The sequence below is a fragment of the Pseudothermotoga lettingae TMO genome, assembly GCF_000017865.1.
GTDB lineage: Bacteria > Thermotogota > Thermotogae > Thermotogales > DSM-5069 > Pseudothermotoga_B > Pseudothermotoga_B elfii.
This window is the reverse complement of sequence record NC_009828.1, coordinates 1,473,089-1,488,359: the sequence shown is the minus strand read 5'-3', so window position 1 is coordinate 1,488,359 and position 15,271 is coordinate 1,473,089. Positions and strand designations below refer to the sequence as shown.

Here is a 15,271-nt window from a genome sequence, read left to right as displayed (position 1 = left end):
GATTACCTCCCTCGCCGTACGATTTATGATAGTTGCTGATCTGACAGACGAACCTGAAGATTGTGAACATCGTGCATTAGTGCCTTTGTTTGAGAGTAGAGTTCTCTGAACAATCTGTACTTGATTTCGTAAATGTCGGAGAAACTCAGGTCTGGTTCGATAGCACCCTGAATCTCAATCCAGTTGTTTATGGCCTCGATGTTTTTGAAAACACCAACTCCTATTGCAGCAAGAAATGCATCTCCATAAGATGCACCAATTTGCTGATTGGGAATATTCAGTTTGCTTGTGCAAATATCCGCTATGAGCTGTGTCAATAATGGATTTTTCAGACCACCACCAGCGAGTATGACACGCCGAGGTTGTATCCCTTCTTGTGTCATCACTTCAAAGTTGTGCCTTATACCGTATGCGATCGATTCCAGAATTGCACGTATAAGGTCGCCTCTGGTATGTTGAAGCGTCAGGCCAAAAAATATGCCCTTTGCCTCAGGGTCATTTATAGGGGTCCTCTCACCCGCAAAGTAAGGCAACACGATGATGCCTCTTGCACCCTTAGGAGAGTTCGAAGCCAATTTCGACAGCTCTTCAAATGCATTGCCTTTGCCATTTTTTTCCATTTCGAGTTCGATTTGTCCAAATTGATCCCGGAACCACGTGATAAGACTGCCTCCTGTTGACATACCACCCAAAGCTGCGAAAGTATTTTCCTGCATGAAATTGGAACTCCAGAAATTCTCAGACATTATTATCTTTGGTGTTCTGACGATGAAAAACACGCTACTACCAAGCATCAACATCATATCTCCTATTTGCGATACACCGGCACTAATGGCCTCAGCGGCTGCATCGGTCGTTCCAGCAACCACAGGAGTTCCCTCAGAAAGCCCAGTTTCACTCGCAGCTGTTGATGTAACTCGTCCCACGATCTCATGACTCCAGAAAGCCTCAGGAAGCATTTTGGTAGAAACAATCATCTCCATTTCGTCTACCCATTTTCGATTGAATACATCAAAAAGTGGGGCGTAACCAGCAGCAGAATAAATGTCTATTGCAGGTTTGCCAGTCAATTTGTATATTATATAAGATTGACTTGTCAAAAACCAGCGCGCTTTTGAATAGACTTCGGGTTCATTTCGCCGGATCCATAGGACTTTGGGCCCTGCGGCTTGGGAGGTCAATTTGGAGCCCGCCAGGCTCAGAATCTTCTTTTCACCGAGCACTTCCTCAAGATAATCTATCTCATCACCCGCACGGGTATCCACTCCATACAAAATCGCTTTGCGAAGGGGTTTCCCATCTTTGTCCACCGGTAACACACAAGGGCCTATGCCACTCGTACCGATGCCAATTATGTTCTTGGGTTGTACATCGGTAGCTTTCATCAAGTTTCTGACGATCACCACGAAATCGTTCCACCAAACTTTTTCCGGGTCGTGCTCAACAAAACCTGGTTTGGGTATTTCTATCTGGTGAGGTACCACATGGCTTGCCAACACATTTCCATCAAGATCTACCAGAACACCTTTGGAAGAGTATGTACCTACGTCTACACCAAGTAAACAAGTTTTCCCCACACACCTTCACCTCTGCATCAAATCAGTAGCTGCCCATTTTTGAAGATAAGTTCACCGTCCAGGTATATTTCCCCTTCATCGCGAAGATCTTTGATGATATCCCAATGTATTGCCGATTGATTGGTTCCACCAACGTCAGGATAGGCTCTGCCCATAGCTATATGAATGGTGCCATATATTTTTTCATCCAACAAAATATCTCCGCACATATGTTTAAGACCTGGGTTAGTGCCAATAGCAAACTCACCGATTCGACTCGCACCAGGATCGGTACTCAGAACTGCCTTCAAAAATTCTTCATTCTTTGACGCAGTTGCTTGTACGAGTTCTCCCATCTTCCAGCGAAGCGTTATATCCTGAACGACCTTGCCACCAAACACAGCAGGGGAATCGAAATAAATGGTTCCTTCAACTGTATGTTCAACGGGTGCAGTAGAAATCTCACCTCCGGGCATATTGATACGCCCATCATCCACACTCCAACTACGCCCTTCAACAGAAAAACTCAGATCAGTTCTCTTCCCCGCAAGGCGCACATGCTTGCCTTTGTTAAGAATCTTGACACAATCGTTCCACTTCTTACTGATCTGTGGCCAGTTCAGGAAGCATGCGTCGAAAAACATTTCTTCAAGGGTATCTTCATCAATTCCACCTTGCTGGGCGAGTGTCACAGAGGGTATTCTTACCAGGCACCACCGCGTCTTTTGCCAGCGTAAGGTCGACAATTTGCCAAGAGCACGGCGCAGCTTGGAAAGCTTATCAGCGGGAACAGCCCAGCATTCGTTGAGATTTGCAGCCCCTCGCAATCCGATGTAAACATCTGCCCACTCCATACCATAGGACTCTATCTCGGGTATCCGCGCTATTTGTTCATCAGAACCGAACTTTGTCAGGATCCGGTTCAGTTTTTCAGAGCGAAAAACGATCTGCGGATAGGCACCAACCTTTACTGCAGCTTCATACACTCCGCAAGTCGCAGGGTAGGAATTGATCTCCTCCATAGTTATGAGTAACTTCTCATCTCTTTTGATCTCTAAGGAATAATTGACCAATAAATCACCCAATTTTCTCCATCTCTCGTCCATGTGATTACCTCCCAGATCATGAATTCCCCTTTATGTTGATTCCGATTCTCTGTGCGATTCTCCTGACTATGAGTACCACAACCAAAAAGGCACCCCAGAAAAGGTCTTTGAAGAAACTTCCCCTTGGTGATGTCATCAAAAGAGCGTAGAAACCGGTCGAAAGCGTCTGAAGAATGACAGTAGCCAAGATCAAAGATACCATACTTCCAAACCCAGGTGAGACATTGGCCAGTGCAACGATCGCAAGGCTCAAGAGCGTATAAGTTTGTGTACCGTACTCGTATGCAACGGAACCGGTTCGGCTCATTATTATTATTCCTGCAACGGAACACAAAATACCACTCATGATATAAGTCTTCATCGTAATGGATTTATCAGGAATCCCTGAAAATCTCGCAGCATTTGGATTAGTACCGACCATTCGTATTTTGTAGCCTACCTTCGTGTATTCAATTACAAAATGAATGATAACCCCGCAGATGAGCAGTATTACAAACGGTGTGGGAATGCCGAAGATTTGACCTCGGCCGATCAATGAAAACTCGCTGGGGAAACCTGCAAGCCTTTTTCCTCTTGTGATACCTGCGGAGATACCGCGGTATAGAGTGAGTGTACCTAGAGTTGCAAGTATGGGTGGAATGCGTAAATAACCCACTAAAAGTCCATTGAGAGACCCGCAGGCAAAACCTATTGAGATCGCTATGAGTACTGTGATAAGAATAAAGAACGGAGCGGAAATTGACGAGAAGTTCTGGGATATAGCTTTGAGAAATAGTCCGGCAATGAGTGCTGACAAATTCGCGGTGTCATTAACTGATAGGTCAACACCGTTTACCATTGTGACAAGTCCCATGCCCAATCCCATGAGTCCAATCTCAGCGGATTGAGACACTATAACTGAGAAATTTCTCACACTCAAGAAACGTTTGGTGCTCAAACCAAATACAAAGATCACAATTGCAAGAATTACAATCAAAAACACGTTGTACTTATCTACAAACATTCGTCTTGCTCTCGTGGTGTTCCCGCTCATACTCGATTTCATCGAAAACCCCTCTCACAACGGAGTATTCACAATTCAGTTTCTGCGGAACAACCTCCTCAAAAAAGATCTTCCTCCGTCATTCTCGGTGATGGCCGATGAGATGGCAAAGAAAATGATAAGTATAGCACCTAATACAAACTGCTGATACTCAGCCGGTATTCCAAGGTAGATCAAACCCCTAGTTGATATCTGAATGAAAAACACACCAAGGATAACTCCTATCACAGAGCCGTATCCTCCTGTAATGGAAACTCCCCCAATTACAGCTGCAGCAATAACAAGAAGCTCATTTCCTCTGAACAGTATGGGATTAAAAAAGCGACTGTAAGAACTTTGAACTACACCAGCGATAGCTGCCAGCACCCCATCGATGATCAAGGCTACGCGAAGCGTTAGCTTTACGTTGTATCCGGTTCTTATAGCCACCTCACGGTTTCCACCTATTGCATACAAAGCGCGTCCCAACAAGGTGTATTTGAGCAGCCACCATATGAACAATGTGATGATCAAAAGATAGATAACAGAAGTGTGCAAGCCCGTGATACCAACAACGGGGTCCTTCACGGTCACCAGATATCGAGAATAGTATCCTACTAATCCTTGAGGAAGCTTGAAATTCATCGTTGGGCTGAGAAAATAAAGATTGAACCCGTACCAGAACATCCAAAGTCCCAGGGAAACGTGAAAGACTGGAAGATTGAAACTGGTGGCAATGATTCCAACAACCAAACCAGCCAAAGCGCCTATGATCGAAGCAATTATCAAATAGAGACTTATTCCACCCTGGTAGTTGAACTTGAGCAACATCATGTGAGTTGCGAATGAGCTCATCGCCGCTACTGAAACAAATGATATGTCTATTTCACCAGCGATAAGAACTGGCAAGATTCCCAAGGCCATGATAGAAAGTGGAAGTGAACTCCTCACAAGATCGAACAGAGTGGCAAAAGATAAAAACGCAGGACTGAAAAGACTTATAACAAAAGATACAACTCCGATCAAGATAGCCAATGTTATTTCATGTGAAAAAGTCTTTCCTTTTCTTGCCATATTCTATATCTCCCCAAGCAGTCTTTGATAAAGTCCTACCTCATCTATCTCTTCACGCTTGAACTGTCCTGATAACTTACCTTGCTTCATCAGCAATATCCGATCACAGAGATGCAACAGTTCGGGGATATCATCAGAAACGAGAATAACCCCTATCTGTTGCTCCTTAACCATGTTTCTAATCAACTTGTGAATATCGGCCTTCGAACCAACATCAATACCTACAGTTGGACCATTGAGTATGAAAAGCTTGGGTCCGCTGACCATCCACTTTGCAATAACCACCTTCTGTTGGTTTCCACCCGAGAGATTCTGGATGGCAGTGGCAGGTGACTGGGTTTTGACGTTTAGTTCTCTTACCCATTTTTCAGCAGTCTGCCAGATATTGTTTTTCTTGAGAACGCCGATTCGGCTTGACAAATTGTCCACAACCGTGACAACAAGATTGTTTGTAACCGATTGTGAGGCAAAGATTCCCTCAGTGATACGATCTTCGGGTATATAGCCTATTCCATTTTTCATCGCGTCGGGTATGCTTCGTATGTGAATCTGATGCCCGTCGAGATAGATATGACCAGAGCGTGCTGGCAATACGCCAAAAAGTGAGAGTGCCAGTTCTCTTTGACCCGATCCCAACAAACCGGTAATCCCCACTATCTCATGGTATCTCACATCGAATGATACATCAGAGAAATAGGGCTCATGAGAAAGGTTTTCAACTCTCAGAAGTTCTGGATTATTTTCTGACCGTTGAAGAACGGAGAATTCCTCGCTGTCAATCTTTCGTCCAATCATGTGCAATTCCATGGTCCTGAGATCCAGTTCCTGCATAGGCGCATCCAAGACCTTATTACCATCCCTGAAAATGATGACTCTATCTGCAACCTCTTTAACCTCGTAGAGCTTATGGCTGACAAAAAGAACAGAGATTCCATGTTTCTTCAGCTGGTTGATGATTCCGAACAGAGATCTAACCTCTTGGCGGGTCAAAGCAGTCGTAGGTTCATCCATTATGATGAGTCTGGCTCCCTGGACAAGTGTTTTTGCAATCGCAACGATCTGGCGCTCTGCAGCAGAAAGTTGCCGGACTTCTGCATCTAAGGAGATGTCCGAGGTGATCTTCTCAAGATTTTCCTTGGCTATTTCATACATTCTCTGCCAGTTGATTGTTTTTCTTCGCTGAGATATTATGTGGGGAATAGCGATATTTTCGGCAACTGTCAGATTGGGGAACAGAGAAAAATCTTGGTAGATCACATGTATGCCCTCTTGTATAGATCGCATAGGGTTCAGCTGTTTATAATGGCGTCCCAAGATGTAAATATCACCGGAATCGGATTTGTAAACCCCCGACAGAATCTTGATCATGGTGGATTTGCCCGAACCGTTTTCTCCTATCAGCCCCACTACTTCTCCCGTCTTTATTTGAAAACTCACATCGTTTAAAGCAGTGATCCCTCCGAATTTCTTAGTGATATGCTCTACTCGTACTAAGGAATCATCATTCACCTTTTGAGTACACCTCCAAGACTTTCAAAGATTCAAAACTCAACCTTTTCATGCTCGCCTCCAAGCCACCAACTTACACTGGTAGGTCTGGAAGCGAGCGTTAAAAGCCTTAGTACTACTTGACAAAACTACAAAACCAGCTCAGAAGTTGTACTTATCCATGTTCGATGCATCTATCAAGATCCAGCCTTGACCGTAGATTACTGGGACACCGTACTCGTTCTTGACAATGTGAATCTTCGTGTATCCGGGAACACCAAGATCCATACCTTCCTCGATTTTTTCTCCCTTCAAAAGCTTGTAGGCAACGACATTGGCAGCATACCCTGCCAAAGCAGGATCCCAACACATCGCCAAATCAACTGCGCCAGTTTTCAAAAGCTCTCCCGCATAGGATACGATACTGGTTCCAACTACCACGATCTTATCAGACAGACCAGCTTCCTGGACAGCTCTGCCGACACCGACAACATCACCTGCTGCAGATCCCAAAACTCCCTTGATATTTGGATATTTCTTTAAAAGATCTTTCATAGTGGTATAGGCAGCCTCGATATCTTCTCTGGACTCGAACTTTCCAATGCATTTCATCTTCGGGAAGTTCTTTTCCTGATAAACACGCGCAGCATCTTGCCACTCGTTGTGTGAAGCATTTGTGAGTGAACCAACAAACTGCACATATTCACCCTCATAACCCATACGTTGGGCCAACTGTCTCATCATTTCCTCGCCGTAGCTCTTGTTATCAAAAGCTTCAACATCATAATGAGCATATCTGGCGGTAGCTGCCTCATGCGTCACTACAATGATTCCACTATCCATTGCCTGTTTTTGAACCAGATCATTTTCTTGTACTCCGTATGGGACGTTAATTATCGCATCAACACCCTGAGCAATCAATTGTTCGATTATTGCAACCTGTTGCGCCGAATCAGCTACGGATGGTCCTTGCATGAACGCAGTAACACCATAGTCTTTTCCAAATTGTTTTACACCTTCCTCCATACGCATGAACCAGTTAAATGCGATGGACTTGACAACGGTTCCCATTACAAAATTTCCCTTGGAAGTCGCGAAAACCTCTCCGTTTGGAAGAAGAAGCATAGCACCAACTAAAGCCAAGACACTGACCAGCAAATAAAGTCTTTTCAACATCTCGCATACCCCCTTTTGATGAAATTAAGTTCTAAGCGGTTTTTTCGCTTAGATCCAATATCACTCCGTTGTTTAGAACATCACTGTTATTCCTCTCTTGCTAAGCTTATTCGATATATCTGACGGCAAAGGTTGATCGGTAATGATGGCTTTGAAAACATCTATGTCCGATACTCTTATGAATGCATTCTTGTTGAATTTTGTGTGATCAACCAGAAGATAACTACTTCTCGCTAATTCAATCATTTTCCGCTTTACAGCCACTTCAAAATTCGACGAATTGAACACACCATCAAGATTCCAGGCATCAGCCGCTATGAAGGCCTTGTCTGTTCTGAATGCCTCCAGAAATTCGACTGTCTCAGCGCCACCAATGGAGTAATATCCTGGGCGAACTTCTCCACAAGCTACAATTGTCTTGATTTGCGGCTGTTCTGCTAACGATTCTGCGATCCTAACATCCACCGTTACAATCCTCAGACCTCTCTTGCTCCTGAGCATCTTTGCAAAGTAGTAGACGGTAGTTCCCGAGTCAAGAAAGATTGTGTCTCCATTTTCGACCAGTTTCAGAGCCATCCGAGCTATTTTCTTCTTCTCTTCAGCCATTTGTGAAATCTTTAGGTCAAACATTGGTTCAAATCCGGATTTTTCAAGCGAATAGACTACCCCGCCATGCACCTTCTTTATTGGTGAGTTTGCATCTGAGCAAAGATTGTTTATGTCTCTTCTAATAGTTATCTCTGATACACCAAGTGCTTCAGCAAGATATTTTGTTGAAGCATTCCCTTCTGCTAAGAGAATTTCAAATATCCTCTGTAACCTTTCCGCTTTGTTCATTACACGCCACCCTTTAATATCATATCGATCACACATCTGATCATTTTTGATCCTTACACGATCATTATACTTCTAGACTAACACGTTTGTCAAGCAGGAGGCGTCATTCACTTTTGTTTCCTATGTCAATCATTTCATTAGAGTCATGAAAAAGTCGAGTGTGTAACTGTTATGAGAAAAACAAAAAGATAGGTATAAATCATGTGAGATCTACAACATCACAAACTTTGAAACAAAAAATAGATCAAGAGGAAAGGTTACTGATCATCTTGGAAGCTACACTTATGTCTACGAAATCTCAAATGAAACTGTCTAAAAGCCTGAAAGCATCGAACATAGAAAATCAGTGATTTAATAAACCATGAGGGGACAAATGATGAGAAGACTTGGAATAGTTGACTTTGGCGCTGCTGCAGTGATTACCGCATTGCCAATGATTATCTTTGCTCTGCTCGTGCAAAATAATCTGGTTCGTGGGCTGGCAGCGGGGAGCGTTAAAGGATAATCATTTCACATCATTAATTTCTGAGTAAGGAAACCATCTTCGAGCAAAAAGATCTTATTTGTAAAGTCATGGATATATTTTAAGTTGTGCGAAGTTATAACAACAGGTTTTTTAGAGTCTTTCCACTTTGAGAGTATTTTCTTAAGATTTTCTTTTCCCAGTTTATCCAGACCAGAGAATGGTTCATCAAGAAATAGAAAAAAAGGATCATGAGCGATTGCGGACGCAATTGCCACCTTTCGCGCTTCCCCACCTGACAGATCAAAGGGATTTCTTAAAAGTATTTTCTTATCAAGACCAACAAAGCTTGCTGCTTTTTCAACACGAGCTTTTATTCCATTTAATCCAAAATTTTTTGATGCGAACGCTATTTCTTCAAAAACAGTTTCACAGCAAAACTGATCTTCCGCATATTGCATAACATAACCTATTTTCTGATAATAATGTTCATCTTTTTTTATAGGTTGACCGTTTATCACAACAGTGCCAGATGACGGATTTAAAATACCCGCCATTATTTTCAAAAGAGTAGTTTTTCCAGATCCGCTTCTGCCGGTTATAGCTATGAAATCCCCCTGTGAAATTTCCATATTCACTTTCTGAAGGATTTTTCTTGAACTGTCATAGGAGAAATCAATATTTTTCAGGTTTAATTGAAACATCCCGGTCTCTCCACATCAGGAAAATCTTTTTCGAGAAACTCTTTAATCTCTCCTTCAAAATCGATTTTTCCGTTGTTCAGGTGGATTATCCAGTTTGAAGTATCAAGAAACTGCTCTAAATCATGAGTGGAGACCAGTATTGTTATACCAGAATCATTCAGGTCTTTCAAGCATTGTTTTATCTGTTTTGAATCCTGCTCATCGAGCATAGAAGTTGGTTCATCGAGAAACAAATATTTTGGTTTAAGGACAGTGACAGAAGCAGTAGCAAGCTTTTGAAGCTGCCCGGCAGAAAGTGTGGCTGGGTCCTTTTCTTTCAATTCGTACAGTCCAAAAGATTTCAAAGTTTTTTCTACCTCTTTTATCATCCGGTTTCTTTCCATGCCAATATTTTCGAGACCGAATGCTATATCTTCTTCAACAGTGGTACCTACAATCTGATTTAGTGGGTTATGGAAGACATATCCGCACAGGTATCTCAGATCATTTTGTGACAATTCTTTTTTGTCAAACATTATCTTTCCTTTTTGAATGGGTAACAGGCCACAAAGAATTTTCAATAAAGTTGTTTTCCCAGAAGCGTTTGCGCCTACGATGAGGACGAAGCTCCCATCTTTAATTTTGAAGGTAACTCTATCAAGGGCTTTTATGTTTCCATAATAGAAAGTTAAATCAATTATTTCAAGCACCTTTCAACCTCACTGATTTGTATATTCTTATTCCGCCTTCTTTACAGATATCTTCAACATTTCCGAAAGTTTCCTGCATTGCTTTCTTTATATAAGAACCACCCTTGTTGTGATAAGCAACAACCTGAAGAGAACCTTTTTCATTCAAGTGTTTGATTGATTCGTAGATCATTCTCAGCACAGTTGCCTTTCCGGCTGCCATGGGAGGGTTCAATAATATCACATCGAATTTTTCTTCTTGCCATGGATCGTAAAATGATCCACATTTTATGGTAACATCGACGTTGTTATCTTTTGCATTTATTCTGGCGAATTCCACAGCTCTTTCATTTACATCACTCATGTAAACTTCACTGTCTGGATATTCACCTTTCACGACAATTCCCACAACGCCATAACCACAACCAAGATCAAGCACTTTTTTACCATGTACAATAGCATGTTCAACGAGAATTTTTGTGGCTTTGTCTACCTTACCAAAACTGAAAACACCCGAAGGCGTCTTGAATTTATAGATTCTCCCATTTTTTAATTTTAAATTAGCTGTTCTGATTTTTAGTACGCTATTTGGTTTTCTGGTATAGTAGTGATCCATAGCTATCAAAGGGGCCCTTAAAGGCCCCAATATTATTTCTCCTTACTGGCAAGAGTAGCCTGCGCAGCTGCTAATCTTGCTACGGGAACTCTATAAGGTGAACAGCTCACATAATCAAGACCTGCTTTATGGAAGAAACTAATAGATCGTGGGTCTCCTCCATGTTCGCCACATACGCCGACTTTGAGGTTGCTTCTCGCTGATTTTCCTTTTCTGGTTCCCATCTCTACTAATGCGCCAACGCCTTCATAATCGAGAGTTTTGAATGGGTCATGCTCGAGTATGCCTTTTTGCAAATATTCGGGCAGGAACTTGCCAACATCATCTCTACTGAATGCAAAAGTCATCTGAGTTAAGTCATTTGTACCAAAACTGAAAAACTCGGCTTCTTTAGCAATTTCATCAGCTGTTATTGCTGCTCTTGGAACTTCAATCATTGTACCTATTTTGTAATCAATGTGGACATTTGCTTCTTTTATCATTTGATCCGCTACTTCCTTGATTATTTTTTTGAGAAAGACCAGTTCGTTTATATGTCCAACAAGTGGGATCATTATTTCTGGTACAACATCAAGATTTGATTCTTTTTTCAGCTCTATTGCTGCACCAATGATTGCTTTAGTTTGCATAACAGCTATTTCAGGATAAGTTATAGTCAATCTACAACCTCTGTGTCCGAGCATGGGATTGAGTTCGCTCAAAGAGATTACAACATCTTTTAATTCCTTGGATGAGATTCCAAGATCTTTTGCTGTTGCTTCTATCTGCTCATCGTCGTGAGGTAGAAATTCGTGGAGCGGTGGGTCGATAAGTCTTATTGTTACTGGATATCCTGCCATTGCCTTGAATAGACCCTTGAAGTCTTCTTTTTGAAGTGGAAGGAGTTCTTCTAATGCTTTTTCTCTTCCTTCTTTTGTTTTAGCAACAATCATTTTTCTGACTTTTGGTATTCTATCTTTTTCAAAGAACATGTGTTCTGTTCTACACAGTCCGATTCCCTCTGCCCCAAACTTCCTGGCTACTTCGGCATCCCTTGGTATGTCTGCGTTTGCCCTTACTCCCAATCTTCTTATTTCATCTGCCCACTCCAGTAATTTTGCTACTTCGCCTTCTAAACCAACAGGTTTAATTGTCGGAATTTTTCCGAGCAGTATCTCCCCGGTAGAGCCATTTATTGAGATCCAGTCTCCTTCTCTTACCACAGTATCGTTTACCCTGAAGAAACCTTCTTCTTCTTTAACTTCAACTGTTTCGGCTCCAACAACAGCAGGTTTACCTATACCGCGAGCCACAACTGCTGCATGAGATGTCATCCCGCCTCTCGACGTTAATATTCCCTGAGCAAAAGCCATTCCTCCAACATCTTCCGGGCTTGTCTCGGGTCGGACGAGAATAACCTGCTCGCCTTTTCGCCCTAACTCTTCGGCTTTCGATGAATCGAAAATCACAACTCCTGTGGCTGCGCCGGGGGATGCAGGTAAGCCCTTGGCTATAGATTTAGCCTGAGATAATGCTTTTTCATCAAATCTTGGGTGAAGCACTCTTTCGACATCTTCTGTTTTTACGCGCATTACAGCTTCTTCTTTGTTAATTAATCCTTCGTGAACCATATCTACAGCAATCTTTATCGCGGCTTTTGACGTTCTTTTACCGTTTCGTGTTTGGAGCATGTAAAGCTTTCCTTCTTCGATTGTGAATTCTATATCTTGCATGTCTTTGTAGTGTTTTTCGAGTTTTTTCATTATTCCAATCAGTTCATCATAAACGTTTGGCATCAATCTTTTGAGTTCGTCAAGTGGAAGAGGAGTTCTTATACCAGCAACTACATCTTCTCCCTGTGCGTTCTGCAAAAATTCACCGTATATCTCGTTTTCGCCAGTATTAGGATTTCTCGTGAAAGCCACACCTGTGCCTGATTTCTCTCCCATATTTCCAAAAACCATGGCAACTATATTTACCGCAGTTCCAAGCATCTGGTCTTCTCTAATGTTGTTTATCTCCCTGTATTTTATTGCACGCTCACTCATCCAGCTACCGAAAACGGCATCAATAGCAAGCCATAGTTGTTCTTCTACATTCTGTGGGAATTGCTTGTTTTCTTCTTCATAGATCTTTTTATAAAGTTCTACAAGTTTTTTAAGGTCGTTTTCATCAAGTTCGACATCAAGTTTTACGCCTTTAGCTTTTTTCATGTTATCGAGAGCTGTTTCAAATTTGTGTTTTGGAATACCGAGAGCTGTGTCACCAAGCATCTGAAGGAATCTTCTATAGGCGTCGTATGCAAAGCGAGGATTGCTCGTCATTTTTGCAAGACCTTCGACAGTCTTATCATTTAATCCAAGATTTAGGATTGTGTCCATCATTCCAGGCATCGAGACAGCTGCTCCGGATCTTACAGAAACAAGAAGAGGTTTCTCTGGATCTCCAAAACCCTTTCCTGTTGCTTCTTCCAATTTCTTCATCGCGTTTTTTACTTCTTCTCTCAAACCATCAGGATATGTACGATTGTTCTGATAAAAATATTTACACACCTCAGCAGAAATCGTGAAACCAGGCGGGACAGGTATACCAAGATTCGTCATTTCAGCAAGGTTCGCGCCTTTTCCACCGAGGATATCTTTCATCCCGGCTTTACCTTCGGCTACTCCATTTGCAAAAAAATAGACAAATTTTTTTGCCATCACAGCACCTCCTCATTTTAGATACCAATTTACAGTAAAAATTTTATCATTGACAGAGCTTGTTAAAAGCAATATTGAGTCCACAGTTATGCCAGTCAGTTTTTCAAGAATTGGTGAGAAATCCACAAAGATGAAAAATGGCATATCTGATTTGTAAAAGCTCAATGCTTTTTCAAGAGAGCCTTTTTCGTTTTTGAACTGGGCTGGCATAGTTGAGTACACTTTCAGTCTGTCTGATTCACTTGTTATGTATATTCCTTCAAGATCTATATAGCGAATCCCTGAATCAACTTTTATCTGTCCATTTGTTGTCTGATTTAACTCTTCTATGCTGATTTTGCCTCCTACTACGGCATACAAAACAGGGTTTGGTATTTGTTGATCTTCTTCCGAGAACAAGAAAGCTTCAATCATATTCGAAATTTTTAAAGAGAGGGCAAATTGGCCAGTAAGTTTGTCGGAAAGCTCTGTTAATTCTTCGAATTGTCCTTCTAAGTTTTCTGTCTTTGTCCCCTCGGGGAGAAAGGTTTCCATGTTTGAAAAGAGATTTGAATATGTAGAAGATAAATTCAAACTCTGATAAAGTTTTGAAAGTACTGAGAAATTACCCACGTTGGCAAATATGAATATTTCTCCGCCAAGATTTGGATCAGTATACATATTGAATTCTTTCGTTGATTTCATACCTTTTAAAAGATCTCTTGCTTTATCGTTTTCCGGATATATCGAGTATTCTCCTGATATCTTATCAGAAAAAACCTTGATAGTTCCTTTCAGCGAGAAAACTGAATCCTGCATAGAAATTCTGGGTGAAAATAGCACGGCCCAGACTGAGCTGTCGGAAAACTTTTCCAGTATTTCCTCGGGGATAGTTCCTCCGCCCTTTAAGCATTGTTCCAAAAATTCCTTATCAGTAGATATTAAGAGATAATTGCCGCTCACAGCCGCCTGGAAATTTGCCCCGAGTATTTCTGTAACTGCCTTTAAAAGTTTTGGAGCATTTGAGGAAGGCCCCGCTATAATGGCAATGTTATCTTTTTTTGTGACGATCATGACATCTTTGCTTATTAAATCGGTCAATTGTTCTGCTGTTGCACCGTATTGAACAAGTGAGCTTGCAAGAAATCCCTGAATCATGGGCTCAATACCAAGACTGTTAGCCAGTATATCTACCAGCTGTGTATTTTTCGCAAGTGAGTAATGAGTAGCATTATCTTTTGCAATAAAAATCTGCTCATAGTCTATCGGAACAAATTGAGTGATCCCGTAAAGTGATGCGACTAACACAATAAAGAAAAAAAACAACAACTTTTTCATGACAATCCCTCCTGTTTGTTGACCTTTTCACTCAATAATACCACGAAAATGGCGATGAAGAATCTTTTACTCCCAAAAACGCTTTAAATCAAAGGTTTTCTCTCTGTTATACGGCTAAAGTTCTTTATAGAAGGCTATTTCAGATTCACAACAATCCGTTTTTTAGCCTTTCATCAGGGGGGACTTGAAATTACCATCAAAAAAGTGCTATGATTCGTAAAAGAGGGAGATGAAGTCTCCCAAATCCCAATAAAGGAGGGGGATGACGGATGAACAAGAAAGAACTCGTCGACAAAGTATCAAAAAAAGCTGGCCTTAAGAAGAAGGATGTTAAGAAAGTCGTTGACATGGTTTTTGACACTGTGACAGACGCTCTTGCAAAAGGCGAAAAGGTTCAGCTTGTTGGCTTTGGGAGTTTTGAAGTAAGGAAAGCAGCTCAGAGAAAAGGAGTCAATCCACAAACCAAGAAGCCTATAACTATTCCTTCAAGAAAAGTCCCGAAGTTCAAACCTGGTAAAGCTCTCAAAGAGAAGGTTAAATGAGAGAGTGTGGGGGGCTTTGACT

Annotated in this window: 14 protein-coding genes; 2 read left to right on the top strand and 12 right to left on the bottom strand. The window is 41.7% G+C overall.

Features of this window, described 5'->3' with window-relative positions; translation table 11 throughout:
* Positions 1–23 precede the first annotated feature (23 nt).
* The 7 genes from TLET_RS07290 to TLET_RS07260 all read right to left on the bottom strand — a co-directional run bounded on the left by TLET_RS07290 (position 24) and on the right by TLET_RS07260 (position 8,258).
* The gene (locus TLET_RS07290) at positions 24–1,577 is read right to left on the bottom strand and encodes an FGGY-family carbohydrate kinase (protein WP_012003455.1); all 1,554 of its coding nucleotides are present in this window, start codon (positions 1,575–1,577) and stop codon (positions 24–26) included.
* A gap of 17 nt (positions 1,578–1,594) precedes the next feature.
* Positions 1,595–2,662 (bottom strand): aminopeptidase, encoded by a 1,068-nt coding sequence (locus tag TLET_RS07285; RefSeq protein WP_012003454.1) that lies wholly within the window; start codon positions 2,660–2,662, stop codon positions 1,595–1,597.
* Between the two features lie 16 nt (positions 2,663–2,678).
* Positions 2,679–3,707: an ABC transporter permease gene (locus tag TLET_RS07280; protein ID WP_012003453.1), complete on the bottom strand. Its 1,029-nt coding sequence runs from the start codon at positions 3,705–3,707 to the stop codon at positions 2,679–2,681.
* 33 nt (positions 3,708–3,740) lie between these two features.
* Entirely contained in the window at positions 3,741–4,757 is a 1,017-nt protein-coding gene (locus tag TLET_RS07275; protein WP_012003452.1) for an ABC transporter permease, read from the bottom strand.
* 3 nt (positions 4,758–4,760) lie between these two features.
* Positions 4,761–6,266 carry a sugar ABC transporter ATP-binding protein gene (locus TLET_RS07270; RefSeq protein ID WP_012003451.1) on the bottom strand — a complete coding sequence of 502 codons (1,506 nt, stop codon included), beginning with the start codon at positions 6,264–6,266 and terminating at the stop codon, positions 4,761–4,763.
* 141 nt (positions 6,267–6,407) lie between these two features.
* Positions 6,408–7,421, bottom strand: a complete 1,014-nt coding sequence (locus TLET_RS07265; protein WP_012003450.1) for an autoinducer 2 ABC transporter substrate-binding protein — start codon at positions 7,419–7,421, stop codon at positions 6,408–6,410.
* Positions 7,422–7,493: 72 nt separating this feature from the next.
* Positions 7,494–8,258: a DeoR/GlpR family DNA-binding transcription regulator gene (locus tag TLET_RS07260; RefSeq protein ID WP_012003449.1), complete on the bottom strand. Its 765-nt coding sequence runs from the start codon at positions 8,256–8,258 to the stop codon at positions 7,494–7,496.
* 373 nt (positions 8,259–8,631) lie between these two features.
* Between TLET_RS07260 and TLET_RS11135 the strand changes: the two genes are divergently transcribed.
* Positions 8,632–8,763, top strand: a complete 132-nt coding sequence (locus TLET_RS11135; RefSeq protein WP_266105289.1) for a hypothetical protein — start codon at positions 8,632–8,634, stop codon at positions 8,761–8,763.
* A gap of 5 nt (positions 8,764–8,768) precedes the next feature.
* Here the strand turns inward: TLET_RS11135 and TLET_RS07255 are convergent, their stop codons facing one another.
* The 5 genes from TLET_RS07255 to TLET_RS07235 are packed head-to-tail and all read right to left on the bottom strand — an operon-like array spanning position 8,769 to position 14,707.
* On the bottom strand, positions 8,769–9,425 hold the full coding sequence (locus TLET_RS07255) for an energy-coupling factor ABC transporter ATP-binding protein (RefSeq protein WP_012003448.1): 657 nt from the start codon (positions 9,423–9,425) through the stop codon (positions 8,769–8,771).
* Positions 9,413–10,114, bottom strand: coding sequence for an energy-coupling factor ABC transporter ATP-binding protein (locus TLET_RS07250; RefSeq protein ID WP_012003447.1), 702 nt, complete (start codon positions 10,112–10,114; stop codon positions 9,413–9,415). The genes TLET_RS07255 and TLET_RS07250 overlap by 13 nt, the downstream gene beginning before the upstream one ends.
* Entirely contained in the window at positions 10,107–10,709 is a 603-nt protein-coding gene (locus TLET_RS07245; protein ID WP_041428613.1) for a class I SAM-dependent methyltransferase, read from the bottom strand. The genes TLET_RS07250 and TLET_RS07245 overlap by 8 nt, the downstream gene beginning before the upstream one ends.
* Positions 10,710–10,741: 32 nt before the next feature.
* On the bottom strand, positions 10,742–13,390 hold the full coding sequence (gene ppdK, locus TLET_RS07240; protein WP_012003445.1) for a pyruvate, phosphate dikinase: 2,649 nt from the start codon (positions 13,388–13,390) through the stop codon (positions 10,742–10,744).
* A 12-nt stretch (positions 13,391–13,402) separates the two neighbouring features.
* Complete coding sequence (locus TLET_RS07235; protein WP_012003444.1) at positions 13,403–14,707, bottom strand: hypothetical protein; 1,305 nt, start codon at positions 14,705–14,707, stop codon at positions 13,403–13,405.
* Between the two features lie 269 nt (positions 14,708–14,976).
* Here TLET_RS07235 and hup point away from each other — a divergent pair, with 269 nt between their 5' ends.
* Positions 14,977–15,249, top strand: a complete 273-nt coding sequence (hup, locus tag TLET_RS07230) for a DNA-binding protein HU (protein WP_012003443.1) — start codon at positions 14,977–14,979, stop codon at positions 15,247–15,249.
* The last annotated feature ends 22 nt before the right edge of the window (positions 15,250–15,271 follow it).

Excerpts from the sequence above, each read along its gene's own strand:
- TLET_RS11135 (WP_266105289.1), top strand. The coding sequence starts at position 8,632 with ATGATGAGAAGACTTGGAATAGTTGACTTTGGCGCTGCTGCAGTGATT.
- TLET_RS07255 (WP_012003448.1), bottom strand. The coding sequence starts at position 9,425 with ATGTTTCAATTAAACCTGAAAAATATTGATTTCTCCTATGACAGTTCA.
- TLET_RS07275 (WP_012003452.1), bottom strand. The coding sequence starts at position 4,757 with ATGGCAAGAAAAGGAAAGACTTTTTCACATGAAATAACATTGGCTATC.
- hup (WP_012003443.1), top strand. The coding sequence starts at position 14,977 with ATGAACAAGAAAGAACTCGTCGACAAAGTATCAAAAAAAGCTGGCCTT.
- TLET_RS07260 (WP_012003449.1), bottom strand. The coding sequence starts at position 8,258 with ATGAACAAAGCGGAAAGGTTACAGAGGATATTTGAAATTCTCTTAGCA.
- TLET_RS07235 (WP_012003444.1), bottom strand. The coding sequence starts at position 14,707 with ATGAAAAAGTTGTTGTTTTTTTTCTTTATTGTGTTAGTCGCATCACTT.
- TLET_RS07280 (WP_012003453.1), bottom strand. The coding sequence starts at position 3,707 with ATGAAATCGAGTATGAGCGGGAACACCACGAGAGCAAGACGAATGTTT.
- TLET_RS07245 (WP_041428613.1), bottom strand. The coding sequence starts at position 10,709 with ATGGATCACTACTATACCAGAAAACCAAATAGCGTACTAAAAATCAGA.
- TLET_RS07265 (WP_012003450.1), bottom strand. The coding sequence starts at position 7,421 with ATGTTGAAAAGACTTTATTTGCTGGTCAGTGTCTTGGCTTTAGTTGGT.
- ppdK (WP_012003445.1), bottom strand. The coding sequence starts at position 13,390 with ATGGCAAAAAAATTTGTCTATTTTTTTGCAAATGGAGTAGCCGAAGGT.
- TLET_RS07285 (WP_012003454.1), bottom strand. The coding sequence starts at position 2,662 with ATGGACGAGAGATGGAGAAAATTGGGTGATTTATTGGTCAATTATTCC.